Origin of the sequence: Lacrimispora indolis DSM 755 (assembly GCF_000526995.1) — a bacterium.
Lineage (GTDB): Bacteria > Bacillota > Clostridia > Lachnospirales > Lachnospiraceae > Lacrimispora > Lacrimispora indolis.
In genome coordinates, this window is the sequence record NZ_AZUI01000001.1 from 1,700,656 (window position 1) to 1,723,848 (window position 23,193).

The following is a 23,193-nucleotide window of genomic DNA, read 5'->3' on the forward strand; positions in this document are numbered from 1 at the left end:
CCATTCCTCCTGGTGTCTTATGTAAAAACTACTGCCGTTCCGTCAGCTGCTTTAATACAAGGGCATCATAATCAATCTCTCTTTGAGGGAAATTCTGAAACTGGTTCTGTCCCTTTCTGCCCTTTGAGGTCTGAGACTGCTTATATTCTCCGCTCTTTCCAGCTTTTTGTTCCCCGCTCTTCACACGGTCCGCATACTGCTCATCCAGTTTTCTGACCTCTTCCATGGAACGTGCACCTGACTTTTTCCAGCCCTCCAGTATTTTGTCTGCGTACTGGAAGCTGGGCGTATGGGTGGCTGCCAGGGTCCGGTTGCAGGCTTCAACCACCAGCTCCCTGGTAAATCCATAGGAGCGGAACCACCTGTCCATAAAATCCCTTTCCAAGTCTCCCGGTTTCCTGTCATTTAATCCAAAAGCCTTCATAACAGCAAAGGAATCCTTTGTAAAGGTAAGAGCATAGCTCTTGGCATCCTCTATGGTCTTAAATCCCTTTTCATGCCAGCTGATTGCCACTGTTTCAATATAACGGATGCTGCTGTGGCCGCCCTGGACACAGTACTCCACCACATATTCCAACAGCTCTGCGGGCATGTGGAGCCCGTCATAAAGGTAGGCGAATACCTCACACTCTCTTTGGGTGAACACCTTATTCATATATTTCTGTGCAATATAAAGGAGCTGGGAAAAATCTTCATCTCCGGCAAGACTGGTGATTTTCTCAGGCGAATAGACCATCCGGCGGCCGGTTGTCCCGGGCTTTTTTGGTTCCTCCGGGCTGACTCCGGAACAGGCTGTCTCAGATACCGCGGGAGATGCTGCCTGATTTATAGAAGGAATCTCTTTAAGGACCCCGGCGTTCTTCCAGTAAGATATGGCACGGGTCACATCCGCTTCTGTATGGTTTAATGCATCTGCTATCATGGAAACGGTGATTTCTTCCCCTTCATGGCGCAGCAAATATAAATATTCCTTTATGTATTCTCCATTGGCCGCAGCCATGTATTCGTCAATGAACTCATTGGATATTACCGTTACGTTTATCTTGAAACTGCTCTTAATATTCACTGCCATAACCTCGCTTTTTTCGTACCACTGGTCCGCAGTGGGAGCCTGCTGACCCGCAGGATCAGCAGGCTCACGGGCATTCGCCCTATGAAAAAGAACACGAAGAAATTTTCTTACGTGCAGGCACGACGAAAAATTTCTTCGTGTTCTTTTTCGCACTGCTCATTGCTTTCGTGGATATCTTACCACAACTCTCAGCAAAAGGAAATAGCCGCAGTTATCCACTAAATGAATTGTGGATATTGTGGATAATGTGGAAACCAGGTATACATAAATAGGATTTCTCCTCCGAATCGTGTCGATTTGCTGATAAAACCGAGATTTTATAAATTGTAAGATTATAAATTATGTAAATTAAAAAATCCACATAGTTTCTTAACATAAAATGTTGAAAACTATGTGGATAATGTGGATAACTATAAGCCTAAAAGCTTTTCTCCCACTTTTACTATATCTCCGGCCCCCATAGTTATCAACAAATCACCGTGTATACAATTTTCTAAAATAAATGTTTCGATCTCATCAAAGGATGAAAAATAGTGGGCTTTTACCCCTCTTTTTTCTATCCTCTCCGCAATATCCCCGGAGCTGATTCCCAAATTATCCGCTTCCCGGGCCGCATAGATATCTGCCAGGATCACCTCATCAGCCAGAGACAGGGCCTCTGCAAATTCCTCCAGAAATGCTTTTGTCCTGGTATAAGTATGGGGCTGGAACGCCACCCACAGCTTTTTGTGAGGATAGTGCTTTGCCGTTTCCAGGGTCGCCTTGATCTCCTGGGGATGGTGGGCATAATCATCAATGATGGTAATGCCGGACAGCTCTCCTTTTTTCTCAAAACGCCGGTTGGTCCCGGTAAAACGCTTTAGCCCTTTTTTAATCAGCTCTAAGTCAATTCCCAGTTCTGTACAGACTGCCGCTGCTGCCAGGGAATTATACACATTATGCTCTCCCGGAACGCCAAGTGTCACGGTATCCACAACATTTCCGTCCACCTTTAAATCAAACGTTGCTCTTGCCAGTTCATCAAAACGTATGGCTTCTGCCTGATATCTGCTTCCCGGCCTCTTGCCAAAGGTGATCACGTTACATGGCAGTCCCTCTGTGATCTCTTCTCTGCTCTCAATGTCATTGTTGATCACCAGGGTTCCGTTTTGAGGAAGCTTTTCGGCGAAAAGGCGGAAGGAATGGCGGATATCCTTAATATCTTTAAAGAAATCAAGATGATCCGCCTCTATGTTCAGGATCACTTCCATTGTGGGGAAAAAGGACAGAAAGCTATTGGTATATTCACAGGCCTCCGTTACAAACAGCCTTGGACCTCCCACCCGGATATTGCCGCCAATGGAATTTAAGATTCCGCCCACCGATATGGTAGGGTCTGCTTCGGCTGCCAAAAGGATCTCCGTTATCATGGAGGTTGTGGTAGTCTTTCCATGGGTTCCGGATACGGCTATGGAGTTTTCATAGTTTTTCATCATCTGTCCAAGAAGCTCTGCACGGCTGAGTATGGGAAGTCCTTTTTCTTTGGCCTCAGCAAATTCCGGATTATCCGGATGGACAGCTGCCGTATACACAACCACGTCAATTCCTTCTTTAATATTCTCCGCCCTCTGGCCATATGCGATGACCGCACCCTTTGTCTCTAAATGGCGTGTCAGCTCCGACTCCTGGGAATCTGATCCTGTTACGGTAAATCCTTCGTCAATGAGAATTTCTGCCAGACCGCTCATGCTGATTCCGCCTATTCCAATAAAATGAATTGCCTCTGGTTTATGAAAATCAATTTGATACATGCTTTTTCCATCCTTAATTTTTGTTTTATGTAATAATTAATGTCTTCCTTTACTTTTACAGCTTTTCTTCCGTAAAGGCAACTGCTTTCCTTTTTATTATATAAGAAAGCACCGAGAAAATCTACACTAGAATTATAATCAAAAAAATGCACCTTACAGATTTTATGTCCTGTAAAGTGCACTTTATGACACAGTTCTTATAACCCTAAGGCAATGGGCGTCACCTCTTCCTCATAACGTTCGCCTCTTGCCGGTAATGTCCCTACTGCAGATACCATTAAATAAAGCATTTCCTTGAAACTCCTGAAGGACTGCTCCACCCTGCCTTCCCGCCAGTAAATAATGCCCTGCCACGTAGAATGCTCACGAAACATGATCTTAATGGAAAAGGTTGCCTTTTGTCCACCTCTTCTGCATATGGAGCAAACCTCATTGGAAATCAGGCGGCTGTAATCCAGGCCGTATTTTGAAAATTTTTCCTTTAAGGCTCTGATTTCCATAAAGTTCCCCAGGGTTCCTGCTAAATCAGCCGGAATATCATGCTGTTCTGTAAGGTCTGCAGAGATATTCTGGTAATTTCCCACAATCCTTCCGGAATCATAAGCATCAATGGCGACATGGAAGGAATTCAATGTTTCCCCTTCCTGTCCCGCCTGGGAATATCCCTTCAGCATTCGGTTCATGATAAGAATCATCTGAAGCGTACTTTCAAACGGCTCCTGCTGATCTCCTTCGTCCCAGGCGATCAACCCCTGCCAGCTGGCATGGTAACGATACCGTACGTATATACGAAATGTATTCCGTTTTCCCTGCCGTTCCTTCTCCTCACTGATCCGAGTCACAAGATCAGAAGGATTAGTTCCCTGAAAATGACGCATTTGAAATGTCTGTTTTGGACAACTCATGGAATCAAGTACTCTGTCCATATTTAAAATCATCTCCAGCATACTGCTGAATTGGATTCCTTTAGGATCATCCCAATGAAACATAATTCCCTTAATGCCGCAATCATCGCATTCATCCACTGCAATGGTAATATATCGGTCGGTTCCCCGAACCACACTGACTTTTCCTTTTATCATAATTGTCACCATTATCCTTTTGTTATGATGTTATTATAAACCAAGGCGGTTACATTTTGGTTACATCCGGTATTTTTGTGTAAATTTTATATATTGATTGTAACCCTCCCCTTAATTTTATGATATTGGACAAAGGATCTTGTCTATTAATGTTATTTACCGTGCAGGAAAAATAAGAAAAAGGGTAGGCTGGTATTATGAGAGTGAAGGCACTTAGATGGAAATTTTCGGGGCAGAGGATCTCAGAGTTGGAATGCGAAAGCGGAGGAAATGATATCAATATCAAAGGCATTTGTGGGATAAATGGATAAAGGGGCGAGATGATATTTTATCATTTGGGGCTTTTTCTTGGCACTGCTTGCCTTTTCATGTATTTTGTGATACACTTTTTTCTGCAATAAGGTCGCAGACCCCTTGATTTTTCTACATCTTCAGGAACGTCTGCAGGTAAAGACCGGTGTGTTCGAGACCTTCCACACCTAAAACAAAACTAAAGGAGAAATGAATATGCATTACAAAAATTCAGAGAAGACCTATTTTATGGTCTTTTCAGCGGTGATTGCCGCAGTCTACACTGTGCTGACCATGATTTTTGCACCTGTCAGCTTTGGTCCCATCCAGTTCAGGATCTCAGAGATGCTCTGTGTTCTTCCATTTTTTACCCCGGCGGCGATTCCCGGATTGTTTATCGGATGTTTCCTGTCTAATTTATTGTGCGGAGCAGCCACCCTGGATGTGATTTTCGGCAGCCTTGCGACCCTCATCGGAGCGATTGGTTCCTATAAGCTTCGGAAAAACAGGTGGCTGGTATGCGTTCCCCCGATTTTGGCAAATACCATCATCATCCCATGGGTCCTCCGGTATGCCTATGGCTCAGAGGATATCATCTGGTACGCCATGATTACAGTGGGTATAGGGGAAATCCTTGCCATTGGGGTCCTTGGAAACATCCTGCTTAGTTTTTTAAACAATTACAAGCATGTAATATTCGGGCGTTTTCTGTCAGATAAAGAATAATCTTTGATTGACCGCAGATCCATGTATCTGAGAGTAAAACACAGTGAAGGAATAGATAACAAAAACAAAACTGAATATAACTTGCAATACACAAAAGAAAAATTAATACGTATTTCTCTTGACGTCCAAAGGGAAAAGTATGAAGAGATTGCTGCAACCGCTGTCTCTATAGGCGAATCGGTAAACGGTTACATCAAAAAGGCTATTGATATGTGCGTGGAATCAGAACGATCTGAATAAGAATGCAGTTCCGGCAGCTATATACCGTCTGCCATATATAGTGTGGACAATATATATTTTCCTTGAATCCTGCTGCCAGATATGCTATAGTAAAATTACATAAGGAACAACCGCCCCAATACAGGGGGTTGGCCGTCAAAACGATAGAAAACTCCACCCTTTCAACCTACCAGGTATACAAGGGTGGTTTTCTATTGCCCATTTCTCGGACTTTATAGAAAACGCTATTTGCCTGCTGTCAAGGATTCTTTAAGAAAGAATCCAGTACCTGGTTCAGAGACTCTATATCTATATTTCTTCCAATAAAAACAACCTGATTTTCCCTGTCCCCGTCCTTCTCATCCCAGCCTTCCAGCAGTTCCGGATATTCCTCCAGCAGTTCCTCTCTCTCGTTTTCCGGATAAGACACAATCCACCTGGCTCCCGGAGTGATGGCAATGCTGTTACCGGCCTGTTCAAATAAAACTCCATGGTCTTCATCCCCCGCAAACCACAGATATCCCTTGGCGCGAATGATCTCTTTGGGGTAATGATTCTTTATCCATGCATCGAATTTCTGCTCATCAAATGGTTTCCTCCGTTTATAGCAGAAAGCTTTTATTCCATAATCCGGTTCATAGTCACTGTTTTCTCCCATTGACCATGCCCTGGAGAGAACAGACGCCTGATTCATTTTCTCATAGTCATACAGCTTACGGTTAAATATGATGCCGGAATCCACGCGGCCGTTAGATGTTTTTATGATCTCGGTTTCCGGTGCCAGGCTGAGAATCAGCTCTGCAGCCTTCTCCACCTGCATTTCTGTCAGTAAGTCACATTTATTAAGAATAATGATGTTGCTGTATTCAATCTGCTCCATCACAAGATTAATAATGTCCTGTTCTTCTTCCTGGCCGTTGCCATGATCCGATGCTGCGTACTCCTTAAACTCATCCATGAATTCCGTGTAAATCCGGTTTGTATCTGCCACGGTAACAATGGAATCCAGCCTGGCCGGAAATTCACTGCCTTCCTCTTCAAAAGCATCTGCTATATTAGCCGGACTGCTGACCCCTGAAGCTTCCACCAGTATATAATCAAATCTGCCGTCCAGTGCCAGGCCCTCAATTCCGTGAATAAAATCTTCCCGGAGGCTGCAGCAGATGCAGCCATTGGTCAGTTCCAGCAGCTGGTCCTTTTTATACCGGATCCCATTGTTCTTAAGCAGCCTGGCATCCACATTTACTGCGCCTAAATCATTGACAATCAGGGCAATTTTAAATCCCATAGGATCATTTAAAATATGATTCAGCAGGGTCGTTTTCCCTGCCCCCAGGTATCCGGCCAATAAAGTAACCGGTATTTTTTTCATCTTTTCTCCTCTTTCTATTTTGTTTCTTTATGAAGCGTATATTTTTTAAGCCTTGGACAATATTTCATGATCTCCATTCGCTCCGGATGTTTTTGTTTGTTTTTGGTGACCGTATAATTCCTGTCATGGCACTCCGTGCATTCCAATGTTACTTTTACTCTCATAATCATTCCTTTCCGGGCATGGCCCTGTAAAGCTTTTATTCTTCCCGTTTAAAAGTATGGATAAACATATTCTTCTTGCGGCTTTTCGGCCGGCTCAATGCTTTGGGCCTTCATGATAATGGAAGAGCCATCTGGGGTTAAATCAATCGTACCTTTTACCACCACCCAGTCATCATCCTTATATTCCAGCTTTCCATCGTAATCGACCAAAAAGCCCATGGGAGTTAAGTCTGCTGCGCAGCACCACATGGAAAGGCGAACCAGCGCAAAGTCACATTCCTTTTCAATCTCTGGATCCCGGTAAATAAAACCTTTCATAGCAATCGTATAACCTTCATATTTTTCAGTGGAGGAACTTAATTCCTGCAGCCACCCATAATAATCCTCATCTGCTATGGTTATGGTTTTCCCTTTTTCATCCAGACCGTTTAAAACATTGGGACCTTCTTCTCCATATGTCTGTGAAGCATCATCCTTTGAATACTCATCCGTCTCTTGGTATGCGTCGGTTTCCGCACCTTCCCAGTCAGACTGCGACGGATCATTTTCTCCGTTCCCCGGCGGTTCCTGTGGCCCTGTGCTGTCTGGCGAAGGTGTCTGCTGTCCTGTACCGCCTGTTATCTGGCCGCCTCTGTTTCCGGATGACATGGAAATACCGGAGCTATTGTAATTTCTGGCCATGCTGCTCCCTCCGGGGGCCGGCGGCCTGATAGAAAGCACCAGGATCGGAATAATTAAAACAAACAGACGGGACAGCCTTGCCTTGTACTGGGGTGCCAGTAAGTTTCGTCCTTCCGCCACTGCCCAGAGAAACATCAGGAGGGACAGCCCATAAAGATAAGGTTTCATCCTTGGCGTCACATAGCTTAAATACCCGCCTGAATAAGTCAGATGAAATAGCAGACATCCGAAAATCAGGTAACAGACGCATTCCGCCAGCACCTGAAGGTTGAGTCCTTTTCCTTTTAACGTCATATCCGGATCCCTCCGCTCCCCCAGAACATAAACAGCGCAATTACCAGGAAACAAACCAGAAATGCGGTCACAAACAGCCGGACCACAAAACCGGACTTAAAGCCTGAAAGCAGCATAGCGGCATTTTTAATATCCATCATCGGCCCAAATACCAGAAATCCAACGATTGCCCCCACCGGAAGGCTTCCCGCCATGCTTCTGGCCACCACTGCATCGGATGAGGAGCAAAGCGAAAGCACAAAGGCCATTCCCATCATCACCAGAAGCGCTTTCCATGCAGCCATCCCACCTCCGGCCGATACGGCGGAAGGAATCATATCCTGGAACAGCGTGGATACAAAAATTCCTGTGAGAAGGAATTTTCCTACGGAAAAAAATTCATTCTGCGCATGCCGGATCATCAGAAAGAAACGGGACAGGCGGGTATCTTCTTTGGCAGGAAGGGTATAGTCCCCGCAGTTTGCTAAAACGGGTATGGCATTTTCAAGCAGATAATCCCTGGGAGGCGCTATTAAATAAGTCAGCCCGCAGAGCACCGCACACAGAATTCCCAGACCGCACCTGGCGGCAATCATCCGGTAATTTCCGTTAAAAGCATACCAGGTGGAGAGAATCACCACCGGATTGATCACAGGGGATACCAGCATAAACGTCACCGCGGCAGGCATTGGAACTCCTTTTTTCACCAGACTTTTAAAAACCGGTATGGATGCGCAGTCACAGACCGGCAGGCAGAACCCCGCTATCACTGCAAACAGCTGGCCTGCCAGAATTCTCCTGGGGAATTTCCTCTGAATCCAGTCCGGCTGGAGATAGACCTGAATGAAAGAGGACAGCAAAACCCCAATCGCCAGAAACGGGATAGCCTGCAAAAAGACACCAAGAAATATGCTGACATACCGCCCCACCGGAAATCCAAGGCCATTCAGCAGTGATAATGCCACCATATAAACCAGAACTGCAGTTGAAACTGCCAGAAGCCAGGACCCTGGCTGCATTCTGAAACTGAATATTCTTTTAATAAACCGATCCCATTTCCGGTCAGTATAGATCCGGATATCCGGATTACAGTTGTAAAGAATCCCCATATCATCTGTAAGATACTCATGCCCTTTTGTTCTGACAAAGGCGCAGTCGCTTCCCGCAATCTGTGAAAATGCGATTACACCGGCATCCGGAATTTTTGTTTTCAATCCGGTGTCGTCTGCAACATAGATGACCTTTTCAATGCTTACAGCTGTTTTAGCAGAAAACTGGAGAAACATTTCCTCCAGCTTATGGAAGTGTTCCATCCCGTTCCACTCAATGAGAATTAAATCCGGGCTGCGCTCATCCAAATCCTTAATTACTGTATCAGCAACGCTGAAAGGGCTTTGTTCCAGCTGGCGTTTGGAAAACACCAGCTTTTTCACCTGTGTATTTTCTTTCAGAGGCTTTTCCCCTGACTCAAACTGAAGGACCAGAATATCCAGCTCATCCAGTTCCTTTTCAATCAGATTGTTGATGAGTGTGGTTTTTCCCGAATCCAGCAGACCGGTTATGACCCATGCAGGTGTCCTCATGCTATTTCCCCTCACTGAATAATGTCCGTATCTGCCGATCATCAAGACCGGTACCGATGAAGCAGACCTGGTTTCCTGCTGCATTTGCAGGTTCAATGTTCAGACTCCCCGGCACAAAGTGGAAAATAAGACCATGAGAACCGTTTGCCACAATTCCTTTTCCCCGCAGGATTACTCCATCCGCATGTTCCACAACATGAAGCACTCTCTTCCTCAGCTGATCTTCTGAAAGGGGTTCCTTCCACTCCAGCGTGACGGCGGAGAAAACATCTCTGGCAAAGTGGCGGCTTAAAAATCCCATTTTCTGGTCATTGTTCTTACGCAGGCTTCCTCTGATCTTCACAGGTTTCATAGACACAGCAGCCTCCAGCTCCAGCTTAAAAATTTTGCTGCCCCGCGGACCTTGCCGGAAAACAGCAGGGGAAATGGAATCCCAGAAGCCTGCCTCGATTCTGGCTTCCGGATTGATCTGCCGGATTTTATTTTCTATGTATGTGATTTTATCGGGACATTCCTCTTGATGGCTTAACAGGATCAAATCTGCATAGGCGATCTGGTCTTCAAAAAACTCACCATAGTTTTTCTGGTATTTATCAAAGGAACGGATATCCGCCACTGTAATAGTCCTTTTTAAGTGAAGCCTGCCTTCATCCTCCTGCTTTAAACAGATTTTAGCAATATCAGAGAGCTTTCCTACACCGGACGGCTCCACTATAATGGCATCCGGCGCGTAATCCTTCAAAATTCTCTCTACTGCCTTTTCAAAGTCACCGGTTAAGCTGCAGCAGATACAACCTGCACTCAGGCTGGTAACCGTCAAATTACACTCTCTAAGGAGCCCGGCGTCAATCCCGGCCTCCCCAAAATCATTTTCAATCACAACGACTTCCTTATCCCTGAATACGGACCGGACCATTGTCTTAATTAATGTCGTTTTACCCGCACCCAAAAATCCGGATATAATATAAATATCAGTCATAAGCACTCCATTCTGCTGCCTTGCCGGCTGCACAGATTATTTTGCCTTTCCTGTTATCCCTTCCGCTTAAAAAGCCTTTTTCCTGCAAACACCAGTATTAAAAATATCACACCTACCAGCACAATGGTGCCTCCCGGCTTTAATCCCAGGTAATAAGCCGCAAACAGTCCGATTATCATAAATATGACATTTAAGGCTACTGCATAGAAAAGTGTCTGGCGGTAACTTTTCCCGAACTGCATGGCGCAAGCCACAGGCACCACCATCATGGAGGATACGATCAACGCTCCCACCGTCCTGGCGGCAACGGAAACCGTCACTGCAATTAAAATTGTAAATATAAAGTTCACGGTCCGGACCGGCACCCCTGCCAGCCTGGCACTCTGCTCATCTAAGGACACGTAAAATAATTCTTTGTACATCAGCAGAAACATAAGCAGCACCACAACGCTGACCGCCACCACAAGGTACAGTTCCGTATCACTGATTGCCACAATACTGCCGAATAAAAAGCTGTTGAAGTTGGCCGCATTCTTCACAAATCCTGACAAAACACCTGCCAGGCCGATTCCCGCGGACATCATGATGGCAATCGACATCTCCGAAAATCTGGGCAGCTTCCTGCGGATCCACTCAATTCCAAGAGAGGCGATCACACAGGCGGCCGCTGCGGCTGCTATGGGATTCATTCCAAAGATCAGTCCTGCCGCCACTCCGGCAAGGGAAGTATGGGATAAGGCATCTCCAATCATGGACATACGTTTGAATACAATCACAATCCCGATACAGGGAATGACCGCGGCCAGCAGGATCCCGACAATAAAGGCCCGCTGCATGAATGCATAATTAAATATCTCCATTGCCATTCTCCTCCTGACCCGTCTTAATCAGATTCATGGTTCCGTCCTCCAAAATCCAGATATCGTCAGCAAATGGCTCCAGACGTTTCCGGTCATGAGTGACCATCAGCACCGTTACGCCCTGTTCACGGTTGATATCTTTTAAGAGCCGGTAAAAATCTTCCGTACTTTTCTCGTCCATACCGGAGGTTGGTTCATCCATGAGTAAAAGCTGCGGACTGTTTACCAGGGCCCTTGCTAACAGGATCCTCTGCTGCTGCCCTCCGGACAGCCGGCTGATCAGCCGTTTAGAAAGGTTTTCCATTCCAACCTGGATCAGCGCCTGCCTGACCAGCTCTTTTTCTTTTTTTCCGGCAAACCGGAACCGCCCGATCCGGGCGTATAAATTTGCCTGAACAATCTCCTCTACTGAGGCCGGAAAGTTTTGAAAGGATGCCATGCCGCTCTGTGGGACATAGCTGATCTCCTGCCAGTTTTTAAACTGCCGGATATCCCGCCCCAAAAGCTGTATACTCCCGTCTGCCCCGTTAAGAGTAAGTTCACCCAGCATGAGCTTAAGCAGCGTGCTTTTTCCTGCTCCATTTTGTCCCAGCAGGACGGCAAACTTACCCGCGGCAACGGTAAAACTAATACGATTCAGTACCTGGGTGCTTCCATAGGAGAAGTCCAGTTCCTTAACTGCAATGGCATCCATCATCAATACTCCTGTCTGTCTTATTTCAGTGCTGCTTCCAGCTGTTTTAAGTTATCTCTCATCACGGAGAAGTAATCAGCGCCGTCTTTCATTTGCTCATCGCTTAAGCCTTCCAGGGGATTTAAAACCTGGGTAGACGCTCCCGTTTCTTTTGCAATGGTTTCAGCAACTTTCGGGCTTACCAGCTCCTCAAAAAAGATGACCTTTACATTGTTTGCCTTTACAAAATCAATGACTTCCGCCATTCTTGCCGGGTCCGGCTCAGAATCCGGGGACAGCCCTTCGATCCCTATCTGATTTAAGCTGTAAGCGTCGCAAAGATAGCCGAAAGCCTCATGAGATACTACAATATCCTTATTTGGCAGAGGGGATAAGGTATCTTTATATTCCTGGTCCAGTTCATCGAACCTGGCCGCATAAGTTTCATAGTTAGATTCATAATAATCCTGGTTGTCAGGGTCTGCCTTTATAAAAGCATTCTTAATATTTTCCATTTCCTTTTTTGCATTTACAGGGCTGAGCCACACATGAGGATCATACTGGCCATGGTCATCCTCTTCTTCCTCTTCGTGCTCCTCTTCCTCATGGCCTTCCCGAAGGGTGACTCCCTGAGATGCCTCAACAGACAACAGTTTCTTATTTTCCAGACTGGCAAGCACATCATCGACCCAATGCTCCATTCCCGCGCCGCTGTAAACAAACAGATCAGCCTCTTCCATATTTTTGATGTCAGTGGCTGCCGGTTCCCAGTCGTGAGGCTCTGTGCCGGGCGGAACCATATCAATCACTTCAACTTTATCACCGCCGACCTTGACTGCAAAATCATACACTGGATAAAAACTTGCCATCACCTTCAGTTTCCTGCCATCAGAATCCTTTTCTCCCGTTGCAGCGGAAGACTCTTCACCTTTGGCGGAGTCCGCAGCCGGGCTTTCATTTACATCTGCTGAAGCGGAAGTATTTTCCGTATCAGAAGTTTCCGTCACAGATGCTGTTCCGGAGCAGCCCGAAAGCATAGCAACCGAAACAAACGCCGTCATAGCCAGCGTACCCAATGTTGTACTTAAATTCTTTTTCATAAAATAATCCTCCAGATAGTGTTTTTAATGGTGTGACCTCTGTTTTGTTATGAGAAAGTTTCAATCATCTAAACGGATTTTTAAGCTGACCAAAGAAACCGGGCACAAATAACGTCCGGCCAGATAAGAAGATAAGAGTTTTTGAATTGCACTATATGCAAAGATAACAACGGCTCCTGCCCCCACGGCTTCTGCCAATAAACAGATGGTGCAAACACAGGCTTCAATTTCCGTGCAGACAAAACAGCCCTCGCCTGTACAGTCATGTTCCACATGCGTGACAATAAAAAGGACGGAGAGAAGCAGTACAGCGGTCACAAAAAACGCTGTAAGAAATGCATAGATTCGTCTATTCTTCGTAAAACAGCTCACTTCGTCTCCTCCTTTCCTGGTTTGCTAATTTGGAATTTAAAATCATTTTCATATTATAACAATTTTTTTCGTATTGTCAATATGTTATTCTATGATTTGGCCGCCGCCATTATGGTTATCCGCAGTCATTGGGGTGTGGATAACAGTCAGATTCCCGGCTTTTGCAGAAGAAGTAAAGTATTTTCGTTTTCTACATCAAAAAGATCAATTATTTAGGGGTATTTTTAGGTGAATTAAAGAAACAGGGCAGATAAACAGGCCTTGGTATAAAGATGTATTTTTAGAATCATGTCTGTAATTTCAATAAACGGCCAGCTCTTATAATCAGGCGCACCGCGGCCGGACTCACTTTAATCCTGTGCAGATCTGACAATCTTCACCTGTTTTTTCTCAGCACTCATCACTGTCACGTTTCAATCCGGCTTTCGCCATCATTGACTTTATCTGTCACTCTCAGACTCCCTGGGACTTAGAGCTGTTTTCTTTGCCGCACCCACAATAGCCATATAAGACTGTGTGCTGTTCATCCATCTCAAAACCATGTTCCTCATAGATATGTTCTAAAAAATCAGCCATTTTGGAACATTCAAGGGGGATGAACCGGCCGCACCTCAGGCATACTAATTTCCCCGGTTTGTTCAGTTCTTCCTTATCAGCATAACAATACCGTATCTTGGAGCCGTCTTCAGTGGGGAGCTTCATAACTTCCCCCTCTTCGGCCAGGCGCTCCAGGACCCTGTATACGGTTGTCTGCCCAACCTGCACTCCTTCTTCCTGAAGACAGTCCATAAACTGATCCACTGTAAGGAAGCGAGATCTTTGCTTTTTCAGGCAATTTAAAATGATTTCCTGCTGTTTTGTTCTGTATCTGCCTCTCTCTGCCATACGAAACCTCTAAATTTGAAATTGAATTTTATTTTTATATTATAGCAATTATATGAGTATTGTCAAGGAATCATTGAAATAAACCCTTTCAGCTCAGATGCATTGAGAACGTATAAACATAATGTAGCATAACAGGCTTTATCAAAATATATATGATTCATTTTAAAAATTTTACAATATTATAAACATTGATTCCAATAATTACAATCATTAATGCAATAAATATCTTATCCACGTCATCAGCACTCATTTTATTGTTGATTGACCGTCCTCCCACTCCGCCCAGAACACCACCTGTCACCATGAGAACCATAAGCAGGAAGGGAAATTCCGGCACAGAGCCTGTCACCAATGTACTGATCAAGCCGGCAAACTGTGAAAACATAATAATATATAGGGAATTATGGGCAGCGGCCTTTGTTTCCATCGAAAAAAAGTAAAACAGTACCACCAAATTAATCGGCCCTCCTCCAATACCCAGGAAGGAAGAAACGACTCCCAGAATCAATCCCACCATAAGGCAGGAAACCCTGTTTTCAATCTGATGGGTACTTATACGTTCTTTTATGAGCGTATAAATCAAAGTCCCAACAGTAAACACAAGTAAACATACGGCCTGAACGGCTCCGATCATATTCTTATCTGTAAACACATCTGACATTGACTGAAACATCATTTTACCGAAAACTCCGCCCAAAGCTGCTCCAACTGCCAGCGGCAGTCCGATTTTCCCGGATACCGGAGAGTCTCCCGATATCTTACTTTTCACAAAAGAACAGCAGCTCATTCCCAAAACCGTACACCCGGATAAAAAGCTAACGGACGAAGCGCTCATTAAACCAAAGGAATCCAAAACCGGTTTGATAATCACTCCTCCTCCAATTCCGCAGACGGTGCCTGCAACTGTGGAAAAAAAGCTGGCCGCAAAAAATAACACATATAAATATCCACTCATCTTACTATCCCACTTTCAATTTACATCTGTCTTACCATCAGCCAGAAGGCTACCCATTCACTGGATAGCCTTCTTTTAACCTTATACCACCTCAGGGCATAACTTCATTGCCATAGGCTTTAAATGACTGCTGTCAGCCTTTATCGAATGCCCCTCTGCAGAAGCATATCACGCCCCTGAAATAATTTATTCCCGTCTGCAAGGCTGGCATTGAAATCATACTTCTTTGGCGGCAGCCCTGCAAGTTTTCCGTTTTTAAGCAAATTCAGATCCTGGCCATACAGATTTTCCATAAGTTTCTCAGAAAGCAGTTCTTTTACATTTTGGTACTCCGGAATATCTGCCAGATCAAACAGTTCATCCTTATCTTCTTTCATATTAAACAACTGGAAAGTATTTCCTGTACAGTAATAAATCAACTTCCATTCCTTTGTACGGATCATACGCGTTGCCCGGTCATCCTCCCATAACTCTCCATAGGAGTATTCCCGATCCCATTCTTCTGTTAAAGACCGGCCTTCCACATGACTTGGGACCTCTAGGCCCGCAAGTGTTAACAGTGTGGGCATTACATCTTTTAGTTCAACAATCCTGTCATCAACTGTGCTGCATTTCATGCCGCTGTCTGCAGTCGGAGACAATATAAAAGGAATTTTTACAGAATTTTCATACATAAGGAATTTACCGTGCAGATGATTAGAACCTAACATTTCCCCATGGTCTGACGTAAACAAAATCACGGTATCATCCAGGATACCCTGCTCACGCAGTGTTCCGATCACCAGTCTAAGCTGGTGGTCAATATAGGTACAAGAGGCATAATAGGCCTTCTTAGCCATGTCTGAGTCTCTCTTTTTTTCCATTTTGTAGAGATTTTTATAATAATTATAAGCATACGGCAATTCTTCTTCCGGACGTTTTGTCCACTCTCCATACTTAGGCTCTTCAAAATCCATGTCCTCATAAAAATCTAGATAATCCTTTGGAGGTACCAGGGGCGGATGGGGCGCTGCAAATGAGAGATACCAAAATGAAGGCTTGGCTGCATCCCTTCTGATTATGTACTCACACATATTTCTGACCGCCCAATTGGTTACTGTATACTCCTCCGGAAGATGAAACGGCCTGTAAAAATAATTATTGTTACACATGGCATGTCCCATTTCCAGACCGGCATACCCGGACCTCCCAAGAAACCTTTCATAATCATCCTGAGCCATCCCATCTTTATGGCGGCCTTCCTCATGAAGAAGCACATCATCAAACCCGATCCTGTCACGCTGGGGATATACATGCAGTTTCCCGACACAATAGGCCTGATAGCCATTATCCCTGAATACCTGTGCCATACTTGGAATATCGCTGGGCATTGGTAAGGACTCATTAAATTTCCGGTCCCCATGAGTTTTGCTTCCTACACCCAACATCAATTCCCTTCGCGCCGGAATGCATACCGGCGTCGTACTAACCGCATTGGAATATCTGATTCCATAGCGGGCCAATTCATCCAGACTGGGAGTTAAAATTTCATTGTTCCCCGCACACCCCAGGTAATTACCTGACCACTGATCAACCGTAATCAATAAAACATTTTTCTTGTCCATTATTATCTGTTCCTTCCTGAAGATGCCTACCACCACTTTATTAATTCGGTTACTTCATTTCTGAGATTTACAAACTCTTTCGATGTAATATCTCTCGGTCTTGGCAATTTATTATCCATAATTCTTTTCACAGAAGTAGGCTTGTTTGTCAAAATCATTATATGGTTGCTTAAATATACGGCTTCCTCTATATTATGAGTAATAAATATTACTGTGGTTCCTGTTATCTGCCATAAGCGAACCAGTTCATCCTCCAGATGGAACCGCAGTTCCATGTCTAATTGTCCATATGGCTCATCCATCAGCAAAAGATCAGGCTCCGTAGCAAATGCTCTGGCAATACCGACTCTCTGCAGCATACTGGTCGACAATTGATTAGGATAATAATTTCTATATTTGGTCAAACCGACTATATCCAGATACTTGTTCACCAGTTCAACTCTGCGTTCTTTTGAAACCTTTTTAATATCCAGGCCAAAACCTACATTTTGTTCCACAGTAAGCCACGGCATGGTGGAATCCCCCTGAAAAATATAGGAGATATTTTGTTTCCTCGGATTTACCGGCTCATTATCCAATAATATTTCTCCGGATGTGGCTTCATAGATTTTTGTCAGACTGTTGAGAAAAGTGGTCTTTCCGCATCCCGTCGGACCTACGACACACAGTAAATCACCCTCTCCCACATCAAAAGAAATATCATTGAGAACCAGTAAATCCCCAAATTTCTTGGTCAGATTCTTTACCTTTACTTTTGTCTTCATTCTCGTCCCTCCATCAGTTCGCCGAATCCATGATATCGTCAATTTCCTTACGCAATGCTAAAAATTCGGGAGAAACATAATTTCTTGGCCTGGGCAAATCAATGACATATTCCTTTTTGATCTGTGAAGGGCAGCGGCTTAAAACAATAATCCGGTCAGCCAGATAAATCGCCTCTTCCAGATTATTGGTTACAAAAAGAATGGTACGCTTTTCAATCTCCCAGATCCGCTGAAGTTCCTCCTGCATTAAGTACCTGGTCTGGGCATCGAGAGCGCTGAACGGCTCATCCATCATCAATACCTTGGGTTCTATGCAATAAGCCCTGGCAATACCGACTCTCTGCCTCATTCCACCGGACAGGGCCACTGGAAATGACTTTTCAAATCCATTTAAACCGACCAGGTCAATATAATACTGCGCCTTTTTCTGCCTCTCCTTTTTTCTTACTCCGCGCATTTTTAAGCCATATTCAACATTTCCCATGGTTGTAAGCCATGGGAACAGGGAAATGCTCTGAAAAACAACTCCCCGTTCAGGATCCGGACCATCGACCTTTTTTCCGCATACAGTCACTCCGCCGGAGGTGGCCTTTTCCAGGCCGGACATTAAATTGATTAATGTGCTCTTTCCGCACTGTCCCGGCCCCAGAATTACCACAAATTCATTTTCTCCGACTGATAAATCTATGTTATGTATAACTTCCTGACTCTCTTTGTGATTGTTATACGTTTTTGATAGCTTACTGCAATCGATTATATGATTGGTTATACTGCGCCCTTGTTCCATCTGCACAATACCTCCTCTGTTTTTCTCATCAGTACCGCCAATATGAATCCTACAATTCCAATTGCTACGATACCAGTAAGTATCTGATTAATATTATTGTTGCTCATACCGGTTACGATCATCCAGCCAAGGCCTTCGGACGAACGGACCATCTCTGCCGCCATTACAGTTGCCCATGCGCTGGACATGGCAACCTGAAGCCCTGCAAATATCTGCGGAACCGAGGACGGAAGTACGATTGTTAAAAACACCTGAAGCTGCCCAGCCCCTAACATCCGTGCTGCACCGATCAATTGTTTGTTCGTACTCCTTGCTCCGCTATACGCGTTTAAAGTTAAATTGGCGAAAGATGATATAAATACAATGAATATCTTTGCTTCCTCTCCAAGCCCAAACCAGATAATTGCAAGAGGTATCCATGCAATTGAGGGTATTGGCCTGATAATACTGAATAACGGCCAGAAAACAGCTTTGACAACCGGATACCAGCCCATGAGAAGTCCTAGTAAAATTCCGGCCGCCGAACCCAGAACATACCCCACCATTACCCGCTGAAGACTATAAGCCGCATGCACGGCAATGCTGTGTTTTCCGACTTTACCCATTGTTCCGTTCACCAGAGAATGGAGTACCTCTCCCGGACCGGATATAAACTGCCCCAGTGTAGTTCCATTTGTAGCAATATACCACACAAATATAAATGTACCTATGGATATACAGGCCGCGACAGCAGAAAGAAGTGTATCCCGTTTTGTTTTCATACTGCATTCATTCCTTTCGCAACTTTTCGTTCGATCAATCTAAGCAGCGTATCAAGCAAAGAACCGACAAGAGCAATGGCAAACATTCCCACAATAATAATATCTGTTCTTGACAATGCCCGGCTCTGCTGAATCATATACCCGAAACCTTTGTTGGATGCAAGCAGTTCCGCTGCAATCAACGACCTCCATGCCGAACCGACTGCGACCCGCAGTCCTGTAAATATCATCGGCAATGCAGTAGGAATTGCTATTTTAAATAATTTCTGCATCCTGCTTGCCCCGAATATATCCCCTACCCACAGATGTATCTGGCTGGTTTGCCTGATTCCTGTATAAGCGTTCACAGTACATGGAATCAAAGCGCTCAGGAAAATCACAAATGCTTTCGAAAAAATTCCTATTCCGAACATTAAAAGAAATAACGGAATCCATGCTATGCCCGGAACAGGCCGGATCAAATCAAACAAGGGCCTGGCCAGCCTGTCCACCCAAATGTTCCAGGCCATCATGATACCTAACGGGATTCCCACCAATGCAGCCAGGCCATACCCAAGCATACACACCTTCAGGCTTTCAAACAAATGTTGAACAAGAGTTGCTCCGTCAGGATTCTTATGATGCATTTTTGTAATAAATGTTCCTAATACTTTAACCGGCCCCGGAAAAACTGACTGCCGGACCAGCCCAAACACATCCACGCACAGATACCAGATTAAAACCACCGTAAAAAGCGATAAAACCGATATCAACAAATATTTATTTTTCCTCATGTGCTTTTCACTCCTCTATCCAGCCTGCCACAATAAGCATTTCCCCATTACTTACCGGATTCTGCTTTCAGCTCCTTTATCACGCTGTCATTCATGCAGGCTTTGATATTTGGCAAATTTTCTTTGTCTATCATGCCTTGTTCCATAAAGAATTCACCTATGCTCATCATTGTAAATCCAAATGGATATTCCTCCGTATCAAGCGTCTTTAACGTATGATATATTTTAGTTTCGATCTCATCTTCCATATCTCCCTCACTAAATGTAATACCATTCTCTTCATACCACTTCATGGAATAATCCTTTCGGAGATCTTTATCTTGATTCAGTTCTTCACATGCTCTGTAATAACAGTCTAAAAATAATTTTAAATCCTCCTGTCTGTCCTCAAAAATTGAATTTTGGGTATAAATAGCATTGACCATGGGGCTCCCCATTGCCTCCGAAATGCCGCACACTCTCACATATCCTTCGTTTTCCAACTGGGAGGTATATGGGGGTTTGGTTGCCAGGAGATCCCCGTCCCCCATGATAAATGCCTGATAAGCCTGTGCATATTCCATTGACATCATTGTAAAATCATCTGATGTAAGACCGAAAGATTCCGCATATTTGATTGCCATAAAATGAGCAGTGGTAGCAAGAGGTCCTAAAATCGATTTTCCTCTGACGGTTTCTGCACTTCCCTTGGTACCCGGAATCACACCTTCCTCCTTAACAATATCACTATTACTGCGTGCATAAATTGCTTCGCCATCCAGAGTTATACTCCCGTCCCCTATATAGGTATACAGCCCGGTAGCCAGCGCATAGACGGAAGCCATTCCACTGACCGCCACATCAATTTCTCCTGCTGCCATAGCCTCATTTACAGGAGCTCCCGTTGCGAACAGTACAATTTCCACATCCAATCCAGCTTCATCAAAATACCCCTTATCATAAGCATACTGTACAGGGACCCCTATGGTTACTGGCATCGTGCCGACTCTGAGTGTTTTTCCCGATAAACTTCCTTTTGTTTGTCCTTCCTCCGATGTCTCTTTTGCTTCAGAATTCTGCTGAGCCGCAGACGTACTACCAGCTGAACCTCCTGCATTTCCTCCACACCCTGTCAATGAAGAAACAAGCAATACAGCACTCATTAAAAACGCAATTCTTCTCTTCATAATAACCCTCCATTTTATTTATTTTTGTTATTTTACCCTTGCTTTCCACTACATTATTATATAAAATATACAAAAAGGCAATAGAAACAATGATGTAAATTTTGCAAATATAATTCGGAATTTTCTGACTAATACAGTATTTGGAGGATAAGGTACATGGTAAGCTGCACGAAGAATATAATTGATAATTATAATAAGCTCAGTTACAGCGAAAAGTTGTTTGCTGATTATGTATTAGTTAACAAAGCAAAGGTCATCTATATGTCCATCACTGAACTGGCTGAAGCTACAAATATTGCTGCCTCTACAGTGATTGCTGCAACAAAAAAGCTGGGCTACAGCGGTCTGAAGAACTTTAAAATATCCCTTGCCTCCGAACAGACAAACCCTACTGAACATATGACAATACCTGTCACCCAGAATAACGACATGAATACACTAACAAATGTTGTTAATTCCAATATTTCTGCTTTAAAAGAAATTTTAAATACTCTGCCCTATTCCTTAATTGAACAGGCTACCGATTTGATCTTAAAGGCTGACACCATTCATATTTATGGAATCGGTACTTCCGCCATACTTGCGCGCGAGGCCTATGATTTTCTATTCCGCCTTTGTTTAAAATGCGTTTTATATGATGATCCATATTATCACCATATGTCAATTTCCATGCAGAAAGAAAATGACATATCATTAATTGTCTCACAGTCAGGTGTTAACCGGGATGTACTGCTTATTGCCGATAAAATACACAGCAATAAACACAAAATAATTGGTATATCCAATTACATGGGCACTCCTTTTTCAAAATACTGCAATATCTTATTAGCCGCACTTCCAAATATATCCAACATTCATGATAACCACTTTTCTTTCAGGCTGCCGATCATGTGCATTATCGAGACGATATACTACTCTTTATCACAAGCTATGGGGGAACGTTATAAATCAGCTTTTGATCTGAACAGAACGATTATTAATGAGACTTCCGTGTCTCCTCCTAAAAAATAACCACCTTCCTATAACTTCAAGGGATTTGCTCAATTAAATCAATAATGATAGGCTGGCAATATGTAAAATTGCCAGCCTATCGGTCATGTATAAAACTATATTAAATTTTAATATTGCCATTTAATGCTTGCAAGCACTTATTCCACCACAACAAAATCCTCCCGTTGGGGTGTAAAGATATCCAGGATCACAGAATCTTCCAGTGCAGTTGCACCATGCGGCACATCCGGTTCCACATAATAGCTGTCACCAGCCTTCAGCATATATGTTATACCATCGGCTTCATACTGAAATGAACCGGATACAATATAGCTGACCTGCTCATGAGGATGTTTATGTACGCTTCCGACAGCTCCCTTTTTAAATGAAGCTTCTACCCCCATCATGCTTCCGCCTCTTGCAAGAATGCGTCTGGTAATCCCCGGCTCCGGGTTCGTAGGAATGATATCTTCATATTTTAAAACCATCTCACCGCTTCCTTTCTGCTTCGTCAGATGAATACCTGACCGCCGTTGATCTGAATAACCTCTCCCGTAATAAAAGAAGCCTTTTCAGAAACCAGGAATCCGATCACTGTTGCCACCTCCGATGGTTCTCCAAGCCTCTTCATAAGAATTCCTTCCTTCCAGGACTCTAATATCTCACGCTTTGTAGCAGAATGGAATGCCGTGTCAATAGTTCCCGGTGATACGGCATTTACGCGGATTCCATATTCCGCAAGGTCCTTTGCAAGCGCCCGTGTCAGCCCTTCAATGGCAGCCTTACCTGCCGCATAGATTCCTGCACCGGGTCCTCCGCCGGAGGTAACCGCAATGGTACTATAGTTGATAATGGAGGGGTTATTCCCCTTTTTCAGCAGCGGAATAGCTGCACGGCTTGCAAAAAATGCGCTGTCAAAGTTAAGTGCCATGACCTTTCTCATGAAAGAAGTCTCCATTTCTTCAAAACGCTGTCTTCCCCCAAGACCTCCCACGTTATTCACTAACACATCCAGGGAATCATATTTCTGGACAATTTTTTCAAAGCAATGATTGACGTCTTCCTCCTTCATGGAATCTGCATAAATGAATTCGCTGTTTATCCCTTGCTTTTTTAACGTCTCCTGTGCTGCTTCTGCGTCCTCATGGCTGATTCCGGTGATAATAATATCATAACCGGCCTTCCCCAGCTCCATTGCAGCACTTAAGCCGATTCCGCTTGTTCCTCCTGTGATGACTGCTCTCATGTTTACTCTCCTTTTCTAAGCTTTC

General features: G+C 44.2%; 24 protein-coding genes. 2 read left to right on the top strand and 22 right to left on the bottom strand.

What is annotated here, in order from left to right:
* Positions 1 to 28: 28 nt before the first annotated feature.
* The 3 genes from K401_RS0108120 to K401_RS0108130 form a co-directional block, all read right to left on the bottom strand.
* Positions 29 to 1,072 carry a DnaD domain protein gene (locus K401_RS0108120; protein ID WP_024292484.1) on the bottom strand — a complete coding sequence of 348 codons (1,044 nt, stop codon included), beginning with the start codon at positions 1,070 to 1,072 and terminating at the stop codon, positions 29 to 31.
* A 410-nt stretch (positions 1,073 to 1,482) separates the two neighbouring features.
* A complete protein-coding gene (gene murC / locus K401_RS0108125; protein WP_024292485.1) occupies positions 1,483 to 2,862 on the bottom strand; it encodes a UDP-N-acetylmuramate--L-alanine ligase in 1,380 nt (459 codons plus the stop codon).
* A gap of 197 nt (positions 2,863 to 3,059) precedes the next feature.
* Entirely contained in the window at positions 3,060 to 3,944 is an 885-nt protein-coding gene (locus K401_RS0108130; RefSeq protein WP_024292486.1) for a hypothetical protein, read from the bottom strand.
* A gap of 507 nt (positions 3,945 to 4,451) precedes the next feature.
* On the opposite strand from K401_RS0108130, the gene K401_RS0108140 reads away from it, so the two are divergent.
* On the top strand, positions 4,452 to 4,961 hold the full coding sequence (locus tag K401_RS0108140; protein ID WP_024292487.1) for a QueT transporter family protein: 510 nt from the start codon (positions 4,452 to 4,454) through the stop codon (positions 4,959 to 4,961).
* A 478-nt stretch (positions 4,962 to 5,439) separates the two neighbouring features.
* On the opposite strand, the gene K401_RS0108150 is transcribed toward K401_RS0108140, so the two are convergent.
* The 17 genes from K401_RS0108150 to K401_RS0108230 all read right to left on the bottom strand — a co-directional run bounded on the left by K401_RS0108150 (position 5,440) and on the right by K401_RS0108230 (position 20,932).
* Positions 5,440 to 6,552, bottom strand: a complete 1,113-nt coding sequence (locus tag K401_RS0108150; RefSeq protein WP_024292489.1) for a CobW family GTP-binding protein — start codon at positions 6,550 to 6,552, stop codon at positions 5,440 to 5,442.
* Positions 6,553 to 6,566: 14 nt separating this feature from the next.
* Positions 6,567 to 6,716: a 50S ribosomal protein L33 gene (rpmG, locus tag K401_RS0108155; protein WP_024292490.1), complete on the bottom strand. Its 150-nt coding sequence runs from the start codon at positions 6,714 to 6,716 to the stop codon at positions 6,567 to 6,569.
* 48 nt (positions 6,717 to 6,764) lie between these two features.
* Entirely contained in the window at positions 6,765 to 7,691 is a 927-nt protein-coding gene (locus K401_RS0108160; protein WP_024292491.1) for a TIGR03943 family putative permease subunit, read from the bottom strand.
* Positions 7,688 to 9,253 carry a permease gene (locus tag K401_RS0108165; RefSeq protein ID WP_024292492.1) on the bottom strand — a complete coding sequence of 522 codons (1,566 nt, stop codon included), beginning with the start codon at positions 9,251 to 9,253 and terminating at the stop codon, positions 7,688 to 7,690. Before K401_RS0108165 ends, K401_RS0108160 begins: the two co-directional genes overlap by 4 nt.
* A 1-nt stretch (position 9,254) precedes the next feature.
* Positions 9,255 to 10,232, bottom strand: coding sequence for a CobW family GTP-binding protein (locus tag K401_RS0108170; RefSeq protein ID WP_024292493.1), 978 nt, complete (start codon positions 10,230 to 10,232; stop codon positions 9,255 to 9,257).
* Positions 10,233 to 10,285: 53 nt separating this feature from the next.
* Positions 10,286 to 11,092 (bottom strand): metal ABC transporter permease, encoded by an 807-nt coding sequence (locus K401_RS0108175; RefSeq protein WP_024292494.1) that lies wholly within the window; start codon positions 11,090 to 11,092, stop codon positions 10,286 to 10,288.
* Positions 11,079 to 11,786, bottom strand: a complete 708-nt coding sequence (locus K401_RS0108180) for a metal ABC transporter ATP-binding protein (protein WP_024292495.1) — start codon at positions 11,784 to 11,786, stop codon at positions 11,079 to 11,081. The genes K401_RS0108175 and K401_RS0108180 overlap by 14 nt, the downstream gene beginning before the upstream one ends.
* A gap of 20 nt (positions 11,787 to 11,806) precedes the next feature.
* Positions 11,807 to 12,865, bottom strand: a complete 1,059-nt coding sequence (locus tag K401_RS0108185; RefSeq protein WP_024292496.1) for a metal ABC transporter substrate-binding protein — start codon at positions 12,863 to 12,865, stop codon at positions 11,807 to 11,809.
* A 60-nt stretch (positions 12,866 to 12,925) separates the two neighbouring features.
* Positions 12,926 to 13,237: a hypothetical protein gene (locus K401_RS0108190; RefSeq protein ID WP_024292497.1), complete on the bottom strand. Its 312-nt coding sequence runs from the start codon at positions 13,235 to 13,237 to the stop codon at positions 12,926 to 12,928.
* Positions 13,238 to 13,690: 453 nt separating this feature from the next.
* Positions 13,691 to 14,122, bottom strand: a complete 432-nt coding sequence (locus K401_RS0108195; RefSeq protein WP_024292498.1) for a Fur family transcriptional regulator — start codon at positions 14,120 to 14,122, stop codon at positions 13,691 to 13,693.
* Positions 14,123 to 14,279: 157 nt separating this feature from the next.
* On the bottom strand, positions 14,280 to 15,077 hold the full coding sequence (locus K401_RS0108200) for a sulfite exporter TauE/SafE family protein (protein ID WP_024292499.1): 798 nt from the start codon (positions 15,075 to 15,077) through the stop codon (positions 14,280 to 14,282).
* A 140-nt stretch (positions 15,078 to 15,217) separates the two neighbouring features.
* On the bottom strand, positions 15,218 to 16,681 hold the full coding sequence (locus tag K401_RS0108205) for a sulfatase-like hydrolase/transferase (RefSeq protein ID WP_051464015.1): 1,464 nt from the start codon (positions 16,679 to 16,681) through the stop codon (positions 15,218 to 15,220).
* Between the two features lie 26 nt (positions 16,682 to 16,707).
* The gene (locus K401_RS0108210; protein ID WP_029695555.1) at positions 16,708 to 17,445 is read right to left on the bottom strand and encodes an ABC transporter ATP-binding protein; all 738 of its coding nucleotides are present in this window, start codon (positions 17,443 to 17,445) and stop codon (positions 16,708 to 16,710) included.
* Between the two features lie 13 nt (positions 17,446 to 17,458).
* The gene (locus tag K401_RS0108215) at positions 17,459 to 18,232 is read right to left on the bottom strand and encodes an ABC transporter ATP-binding protein (protein ID WP_024292502.1); all 774 of its coding nucleotides are present in this window, start codon (positions 18,230 to 18,232) and stop codon (positions 17,459 to 17,461) included.
* Positions 18,211 to 18,993, bottom strand: a complete 783-nt coding sequence (locus tag K401_RS0108220; RefSeq protein ID WP_024292503.1) for an ABC transporter permease — start codon at positions 18,991 to 18,993, stop codon at positions 18,211 to 18,213. Before K401_RS0108220 ends, K401_RS0108215 begins: the two co-directional genes overlap by 22 nt.
* Positions 18,990 to 19,766, bottom strand: coding sequence for an ABC transporter permease (locus K401_RS0108225; protein ID WP_024292504.1), 777 nt, complete (start codon positions 19,764 to 19,766; stop codon positions 18,990 to 18,992). Before K401_RS0108225 ends, K401_RS0108220 begins: the two co-directional genes overlap by 4 nt.
* A gap of 47 nt (positions 19,767 to 19,813) precedes the next feature.
* Positions 19,814 to 20,932, bottom strand: coding sequence for an ABC transporter substrate-binding protein (locus K401_RS0108230; protein ID WP_024292505.1), 1,119 nt, complete (start codon positions 20,930 to 20,932; stop codon positions 19,814 to 19,816).
* 156 nt (positions 20,933 to 21,088) lie between these two features.
* Here K401_RS0108230 and K401_RS0108235 point away from each other — a divergent pair, with 156 nt between their 5' ends.
* Positions 21,089 to 21,943, top strand: a complete 855-nt coding sequence (locus tag K401_RS0108235; RefSeq protein ID WP_024292506.1) for a MurR/RpiR family transcriptional regulator — start codon at positions 21,089 to 21,091, stop codon at positions 21,941 to 21,943.
* A 137-nt stretch (positions 21,944 to 22,080) separates the two neighbouring features.
* Here the strand turns inward: K401_RS0108235 and K401_RS0108240 are convergent, their stop codons facing one another.
* Positions 22,081 to 22,410: a cupin domain-containing protein gene (locus tag K401_RS0108240; protein WP_024292507.1), complete on the bottom strand. Its 330-nt coding sequence runs from the start codon at positions 22,408 to 22,410 to the stop codon at positions 22,081 to 22,083.
* Between the two features lie 23 nt (positions 22,411 to 22,433).
* Positions 22,434 to 23,168, bottom strand: a complete 735-nt coding sequence (locus K401_RS0108245; protein ID WP_027352523.1) for an SDR family NAD(P)-dependent oxidoreductase — start codon at positions 23,166 to 23,168, stop codon at positions 22,434 to 22,436.
* Positions 23,169 to 23,193 lie beyond the last annotated feature (25 nt).

What these genes read in the sequence shown, in the direction of transcription:
- K401_RS0108195 (WP_024292498.1), bottom strand. Translation starts at nt 14,122, where the DNA reads ATGGCAGAGAGAGGCAGATACAGAACAAAACAGCAGGAAATCATTTTA.
- K401_RS0108215 (WP_024292502.1), bottom strand. Translation starts at nt 18,232, where the DNA reads ATGGAACAAGGGCGCAGTATAACCAATCATATAATCGATTGCAGTAAG.
- K401_RS0108120 (WP_024292484.1), bottom strand. Translation starts at nt 1,072, where the DNA reads ATGGCAGTGAATATTAAGAGCAGTTTCAAGATAAACGTAACGGTAATA.
- K401_RS0108140 (WP_024292487.1), top strand. Translation starts at nt 4,452, where the DNA reads ATGCATTACAAAAATTCAGAGAAGACCTATTTTATGGTCTTTTCAGCG.
- K401_RS0108175 (WP_024292494.1), bottom strand. Translation starts at nt 11,092, where the DNA reads ATGGAGATATTTAATTATGCATTCATGCAGCGGGCCTTTATTGTCGGG.
- K401_RS0108185 (WP_024292496.1), bottom strand. Translation starts at nt 12,865, where the DNA reads ATGAAAAAGAATTTAAGTACAACATTGGGTACGCTGGCTATGACGGCG.
- K401_RS0108170 (WP_024292493.1), bottom strand. Translation starts at nt 10,232, where the DNA reads ATGACTGATATTTATATTATATCCGGATTTTTGGGTGCGGGTAAAACG.
- K401_RS0108240 (WP_024292507.1), bottom strand. Translation starts at nt 22,410, where the DNA reads ATGGTTTTAAAATATGAAGATATCATTCCTACGAACCCGGAGCCGGGG.
- K401_RS0108225 (WP_024292504.1), bottom strand. Translation starts at nt 19,766, where the DNA reads ATGAGGAAAAATAAATATTTGTTGATATCGGTTTTATCGCTTTTTACG.
- K401_RS0108200 (WP_024292499.1), bottom strand. Translation starts at nt 15,077, where the DNA reads ATGAGTGGATATTTATATGTGTTATTTTTTGCGGCCAGCTTTTTTTCC.
- K401_RS0108210 (WP_029695555.1), bottom strand. Translation starts at nt 17,445, where the DNA reads ATGAAGACAAAAGTAAAGGTAAAGAATCTGACCAAGAAATTTGGGGAT.
- K401_RS0108205 (WP_051464015.1), bottom strand. Translation starts at nt 16,681, where the DNA reads ATGGACAAGAAAAATGTTTTATTGATTACGGTTGATCAGTGGTCAGGT.
- K401_RS0108180 (WP_024292495.1), bottom strand. Translation starts at nt 11,786, where the DNA reads ATGGATGCCATTGCAGTTAAGGAACTGGACTTCTCCTATGGAAGCACC.
- K401_RS0108220 (WP_024292503.1), bottom strand. Translation starts at nt 18,993, where the DNA reads ATGAAAACAAAACGGGATACACTTCTTTCTGCTGTCGCGGCCTGTATA.
- murC (WP_024292485.1), bottom strand. Translation starts at nt 2,862, where the DNA reads ATGTATCAAATTGATTTTCATAAACCAGAGGCAATTCATTTTATTGGA.
- K401_RS0108160 (WP_024292491.1), bottom strand. Translation starts at nt 7,691, where the DNA reads ATGACGTTAAAAGGAAAAGGACTCAACCTTCAGGTGCTGGCGGAATGC.
- K401_RS0108245 (WP_027352523.1), bottom strand. Translation starts at nt 23,168, where the DNA reads ATGAGAGCAGTCATCACAGGAGGAACAAGCGGAATCGGCTTAAGTGCT.
- K401_RS0108150 (WP_024292489.1), bottom strand. Translation starts at nt 6,552, where the DNA reads ATGAAAAAAATACCGGTTACTTTATTGGCCGGATACCTGGGGGCAGGG.
- K401_RS0108230 (WP_024292505.1), bottom strand. Translation starts at nt 20,932, where the DNA reads ATGAAGAGAAGAATTGCGTTTTTAATGAGTGCTGTATTGCTTGTTTCT.
- K401_RS0108130 (WP_024292486.1), bottom strand. Translation starts at nt 3,944, where the DNA reads ATGATAAAAGGAAAAGTCAGTGTGGTTCGGGGAACCGACCGATATATT.
- K401_RS0108235 (WP_024292506.1), top strand. Translation starts at nt 21,089, where the DNA reads ATGGTAAGCTGCACGAAGAATATAATTGATAATTATAATAAGCTCAGT.
- rpmG (WP_024292490.1), bottom strand. Translation starts at nt 6,716, where the DNA reads ATGAGAGTAAAAGTAACATTGGAATGCACGGAGTGCCATGACAGGAAT.
- K401_RS0108165 (WP_024292492.1), bottom strand. Translation starts at nt 9,253, where the DNA reads ATGAGGACACCTGCATGGGTCATAACCGGTCTGCTGGATTCGGGAAAA.